The sequence below is a fragment of the Hamadaea sp. NPDC051192 genome (assembly GCF_040682475.1).
GTDB lineage: Bacteria > Actinomycetota > Actinomycetes > Mycobacteriales > Micromonosporaceae > Hamadaea > Hamadaea flava.
Map to the genome: position 1 here is coordinate 1 of NZ_JBFBAZ010000250.1, position 5,570 is coordinate 5,570.

At 70.2% G+C, this 5,570-nt stretch carries 7 protein-coding genes; all 7 read right to left on the reverse strand.

The window, feature by feature from the left end:
• Nucleotides 1-372: helix-turn-helix domain-containing protein (locus AB0M47_RS41855; RefSeq protein ID WP_363424377.1), on the reverse strand; the 372-nt coding region annotated here is incomplete at its 3' end.
• A 76-nt stretch (nucleotides 373-448) separates the two neighbouring features.
• Nucleotides 449-1,453: an alpha/beta hydrolase gene (locus AB0M47_RS41860; protein WP_363424380.1), complete on the reverse strand. Its 1,005-nt coding sequence runs from the start codon at nucleotides 1,451-1,453 to the stop codon at nucleotides 449-451.
• A gap of 74 nt (nucleotides 1,454-1,527) precedes the next feature.
• Nucleotides 1,528-2,169, reverse strand: a complete 642-nt coding sequence (locus AB0M47_RS41865; RefSeq protein WP_253763933.1) for a response regulator transcription factor — start codon at nucleotides 2,167-2,169, stop codon at nucleotides 1,528-1,530.
• Between the two features lie 11 nt (nucleotides 2,170-2,180).
• Nucleotides 2,181-3,395, reverse strand: coding sequence for a sensor histidine kinase (locus tag AB0M47_RS41870; protein ID WP_363424383.1), 1,215 nt, complete (start codon nucleotides 3,393-3,395; stop codon nucleotides 2,181-2,183).
• A gap of 155 nt (nucleotides 3,396-3,550) precedes the next feature.
• The gene (locus AB0M47_RS41875; RefSeq protein ID WP_363424386.1) at nucleotides 3,551-3,967 is read right to left on the reverse strand and encodes a hypothetical protein; all 417 of its coding nucleotides are present in this window, start codon (nucleotides 3,965-3,967) and stop codon (nucleotides 3,551-3,553) included.
• The gene (locus AB0M47_RS41880) at nucleotides 3,964-4,230 is read right to left on the reverse strand and encodes a hypothetical protein (protein WP_363424388.1); all 267 of its coding nucleotides are present in this window, start codon (nucleotides 4,228-4,230) and stop codon (nucleotides 3,964-3,966) included. Before AB0M47_RS41880 ends, AB0M47_RS41875 begins: the two co-directional genes overlap by 4 nt.
• Before the next feature lie 135 nt (nucleotides 4,231-4,365).
• Nucleotides 4,366-5,211 (reverse strand): IS5 family transposase, encoded by an 846-nt coding sequence (locus AB0M47_RS41885; RefSeq protein ID WP_363424391.1) that lies wholly within the window; start codon nucleotides 5,209-5,211, stop codon nucleotides 4,366-4,368.
• Between the last annotated feature and the right edge of the window lie 359 nt (nucleotides 5,212-5,570).

The following is a 5,570-nucleotide window of genomic DNA, read 5'->3' on the forward strand; positions in this document are numbered from 1 at the left end:
CCGCGAGCCGGCGAACGCCGCCAACGCCCGGCCACAATCGACCGCGGCCTCCTCGAACACCTGCTGACTCACATCAGACCGCCACCGCAAACCCGCACTCTGCAGCGTGGCCCGCCCGGCCGAGTCCACCGCCCACACCCGGCCCGCCGCCGCCGACCGCTTCCACCCGTTGAACGCGTTGATCAGATCAAACCCGGACCACGGCACCCTGGCCGAACCATCCACGGTCTTGGCATTCGCATCAAGGGCGTCTTTCACCGTCGCCAGACACTGGTTGAACGCAAACCGCGCCGCACCCGCATGCCGCCCCAACACCACCACCTGCCCCGCCCGGGCATCGACAGTGAACCGGAACGCGGCGAACCTACTCACCGGACCAGTCTCTCAACCACCTACGACAACAACCGTCCTTCAGCGGGCTCTGAGCCCCGGGCCCCGCGCCCGGGGCTCAGGCGTTGCGGATGACCTCCGCCAGCGCCACCAGCGTGAGCGAGCCGGGCACGAGGTAGCCGTCGTGACCGTCCACGTTGCCGGTCGGCAGCAGCCGGGCCCCGTATGCGTCGCCGGTCGGGTCGGCGCCGTGACCCAGCCCGGCCACGCGTACGCCGGGGATCCAGCCGATCCAGTCGCTGTCGGCGCGGGCGGCCCACAGCCGGGTGCTGGTGTGGAAGCCGTCGCCGAGGCCCGGGGAGCCCAGCACGGCGATGTCGGTGACCGTCGGTCCGAGGCGGTCGGCGGCCAGCCCGATCACCACGGTGCCGTAGCTGTGCCCGACGAGGATCACCTTCGCGGCCGGGTTGGTCACGGCCAGCCCGTCGACGAACCGGGTCAGCGCGGCCGCGCCCGCTTCAGCCCGGTCCTCGCGGATGGCGGCCTTGCCGAAGCCTTCTGGCGGGTCGTAGCCGAGCCAGGCGATGACGGCGGTGCCCGGGTCGTCGACCGCGTCGGCGACGGTGCGGGCCTGCACGGCCGGTGCGCGCCGGGCGACCCCGCCCAGCCCTCGGTCGAAGTCGGCCAGCGTGGTGTCGCTACCGGGCACGATCACCACGATCCGGCGGGCGGTGGCCAGATCGCCGACGACCTCCACGGCCCGCCCGTCGCCGGCCGGCTCGTACGCGAGGAAGGTGCGCTGATCGGGCGAGCGCCGCAGCACCGACGTCGCGGTGAACCGCAGCGACACGGGCGCGCCGTCGAGCGCGGCGACCACCTCGGGATGACGCATGGCCAGCGCGGTGCGCTGCGCCGGGCTGAGCGAAGCGAAGAACTCGGCGACCTGACGCGGCGAGGCGGTCGCGGGATCGAGCCCCAGCGTCGCCGCGTCGGCGCGCCAGGCTCCGGTGTCGGGCCTGGACAGTGTCGCGTCGTCCGCGGCCAGCAGGGGCGCGCCGAACGCTGACAGCATCGGCAGGCCGAGCGCGGTCACGGTGAGGGTGATGGTCTTGGCGACTGGCATGCCGCACACGATCGCCGTCGACCGAGGCCGGGCGCGTCACTCCGCGGAGCCAACTGCGCCGTAGCACCGAAGTGTTATGCGGAGCCCGGCGTGATCAGACCAGACTCGTACGCCACGACGACGGCCTGCGCCCGGTCCCGCAGCTCCAGTTTGGCCAGAATCCGCCCGACGTGCGTCTTGACCGTCTGCTCCGCCACGACCAGCCGGGTCGCGATCTCCTGATTGGACAGCCCCTGGGCGATCAGGGCCAGCACTTCGGTCTCCCGGGCGGTCAGGCCGTTGAGCGACGGGGGAGCGGCCCGCTGCTGGTCCGGCCGCCGGGCGAACTCCTCGATCAGTTTGCGGGTCACCGACGGGGCCAGCAGCGCCTCCCCGGCGGCGACGACGCGTACGGCGTGCACCAGCTCGGCCGCCGGCGCGTCCTTGAGCAGGAACCCGCTCGCTCCGGCGCGCAGCGCGGCGTACACGTATTCGTCGAGGTCGAACGTCGTCAGCATGAGCACCCGCGCGCCCTCCGCGACGACCAGCGGCGTCGCGGCCAGCCCGTCCATCCGGGGCATCCGGATGTCCATCAGCACCAGGTCGGGGTGCTCGGCGCGGACCAGCGCCACCGCCTCCACCCCGTCGGCCGCCTGCCCGACGACCTCGATGTCGGGCTGCGCGCCCAGCAGCGCCGCGAAACCCTCACGCACCATCTGCTGATCGTCGACCACCATCACGCGTACGCTCACTGCGTTTCCTCCACCGGCAGCGTCGCCACCACTTCGAAGCCACCGTCGGCGGTCGGCTCCGCCCGCAACGTGCCGCCCAGCACTACCGCCCGTTCGCGCATGCCCAGCAGGCCGTGCCCGCTGCCGGCGACCGTCGCGGGCTCCGGCCCCGGCTCATTGCGTATCACCAGTTCTAAATGACCACCGCGGACCTGGACGGTCACGTGGACCCGCGCCCCCGCGGCATGGCGGGCCGCGTTGGACAGCGCCTCCTGGACGATGCGATAGGCCGCCAGGCCGGTCGCGGGCGTGACCTCCCCGTCGAGCGTGAGCTGCGCGTCGATGCGCAGGCCCGCGTTGCGCGCGGTGCCGATCAGCTCAGGCAGGTCGGTCAGCGCGGGCTGCGGGGCGCGTTCCGGCTCTCCCGGACTGGTACGCAGCGCGCCCAGCATCCGCCGCAACTCGACCAGGGTCTGCCGAGCCGACGCCGCGACCTCGACGAACTCCGCACGCGCGGACTCCGGCAGATCCGGCAGCCGATACGGCGCGGTCTCGGCGCGCACCGCCAGCAGCGACATCGAATGCGCGACCACGTCGTGCAGCTCGCGGGCGATGCGGGCGCGTTCCTCCAGCAGCGCCCGGCGCGCTTCGGCCAGCTCGCTGCGCTCCTCCTGGACATGCAGCTCGGCCTGCGCCCGGCGGCGCACCTGGATCTGCTCGCCGAGGATGACGACGGCCACCACGAGCAGGGTCGCGCTCGCACCGTTGGCGGTGGGCACCGCCCACCACAGGATGAGGCAGCTGATCACGGTGGACCACAGCGTGACGCCGAACGGTGCGCGCATCGCGACGTAGAACAGCGCCACCAGCGCGACGAGGACGTTGGTCACCACCCACGGCCACGCCTCGGCGTCGACGCGATGGTAGGTGCCCAGGACGAGGCCGACAGCGGTCAGCCGCCACGCCCACACCGGCTTGGCTCGCACGAACAGCAGCGGCGCCATGACCAGGATTGCCAAGCCAGCCGCGACCAGCGCGTTCAGATGGCGATTGTCCTGGTAGTACCGCTGCGTGACGGCGGTGAGCCCGATCCACGCCAACAGCCCGGCCGGGCGCAGCAGCGGGGTGAACCAGCGGCGCCGCACCGGCCGCCGGACCGGCTCCGCAGACGGGTCGGCGCCCCACACCGTCCGCAGCAGGTCACGGGCCGTACGGGCGAGGAAGCTGCTCATCACCCGCAGGTTAACCGTCACCGGTGGCAGGGTGCGTCACACCCAGGAGCCACGCACCACTACCCCTCTGGTATGACGCCGAACCTGGAACCCGCCAAGGCCCTGGCGGCGCCGGGGGCACGAGGTGGGTCGTGGGGATGGGATGGGCGTTCTCGCTATCCGCGTTCGCCCCACGGATCGTGCAGGGGAATACAGCGGACCGCCTTGTCAATGGCGATGTAGCGCGCGGGGTCGCTGGTGAGGATGTAGCCGCGGTAGAAGAAGGCAGCCATGACCAGGTACGCGTCGTGGACGTCGAGGCGAGGGCCGACGCGGCGCAGGAAGGCGCCCAGCTCTTCCCATTCGCTCATCGGCGAAAGGACGGTGCAGCTGTCGCGCTGGATCAGCAGCTCCAGCAGCGATCGGTCGGCGCCTTCGGCAAGGGCCTGGGAGAGGCTGCCTTTGGAGAATGCGGTGAGAGCTTCTTCCTCTTCGACCTCGCCGAGAAGTTCGCCAATGGTGGCGTTATGCCCGTACGCCTTCAGTGCGCTTGCGTCGAGGATGAGCTTGATACCGACGTCGGTGTTGGTCACGCGGCCCAGCCCATCTCACGACGCACGTCATCGTACTGGCCGCCGTCGATGTCCTCTTGTGCAGCTGCGAGCTCGGTTCGGGCCCAGCGGCGGGCGGATTCACGCTCGGCGGAGCTGGGCTGGTAGCCGCTGATCTCTTGGGCCTTCCGGCTCAGCATATGCCGGCGGACGAGGGTGTTGACTTCGCTGCTGGCGTTGCCGGTGCCGTCGAGGTACTGGACGACGTCGTCGTCGAGGGAAAAACTCTTGATCGTCTTCGCCATAGCTAATAGTCTCGCACGCCTTTGCTATTAGCGCTACGCGTTCTCCGCGAGGCGCTGATGATCACTCGTCCCGGGGCTCGGCGATCATGGCTGGTCGGAACACGACTCGCGCTTAGTGCCCGTTGAATAACGAGGTCAGGCGCTAGGGGCAGCCGGTAGGCGGCCTGCCTTGTGGTATCGAGCCAGGCGTCGGGTCATGACGATGACCATGGCCCATTGGACCATCGCGGCGTGGTGTTCGGGGTGGCGCTCGTAGTCGCGGACGGTGCGCCGGCAGCGGGTGATCCGGGAAAGGGTGCGCTCGACGACCCACCGGCGGTGCAGGACCTGGAACCCGATCTGGTCGGCGAGCTTGCGGACGATCTCGACGGTCAAGCCGAGCGCCTGTTCGGCCCAGTCGACAAGCTGGCCGGCGTATCCGGCGTCGGCCCAGATCTTGGTCACCCGGGTGAAGCACGTGCGCAGTGCCCACAGCAGTGCGCGGGCGGCGTCGCGGTCCTGCACGGCGCCGGTGGTGACCATGATGATCAGCAGCCGGCCGGTGGTGTCGACGACGATGTGCCGCTTGCGGCCGTTGACCCGCTTGCCGGCGTCGTAGCCGCGGCTGGCTTTGGCAACGGTCTCGGCTGCGCGTACCGACTGTGAGTCCACGATCGCCGCGGTCGGCTGGGCGTTGCGGCCTTCGGCGATTCGAATCTGCTCGCGTAGGCCGTTGTGCAGGCAGGTGAGGGTGCCGTCGCGAGTCCAGGTGCGGAAATAGTGGTAGACGATCGGCCAGGGTGGGAAGTCGATCGGCAACGCCCGCCAGACGCAACTGTTGTTGTCGAGATAGCGGATTGCGTCGACGATGTCTCGGCGCGGGTAGGTGACCGGACGGCCGCCGTGGTCGCTGGGGCCTCCGGTGGGCAGGTACGCGGCGATCAGCTGCCACTCGATGTCGCTGGTGTCGGATGGGTAGCGGCGCGGGCGTGTCGTGGGCAGGTGGTCGGACACTGCGGTCGGGGGTGCGGCAGCGGCCTGGCCGCAGACCAGGTAGAAAGACACGGTAGGGCCTTCGGGGATGGCGGGCTTCGACAACCACAGCCGTACCTGAAGGCCCTACCTCGTGTCCGCGCGACACACCGCGACAGTCTCGGATTCCCTTGCCATCAACCAGATCCGGCCGCTCTGACCTCGTTCTTCAACGGGCACTCAGAGCCCGTTGAAGAACGGGTTGTTGTCGTAGGTGGTTGGGAGAATCGTGGCGTGAGTAGGTTCGCCGCGTTTCGGTTCACTGTCGATGCCCGGGCGGGGCAGGTGGTGGTGTTGGGGCGGCATGCGGGTGCGGCGCGGTTTGCGTT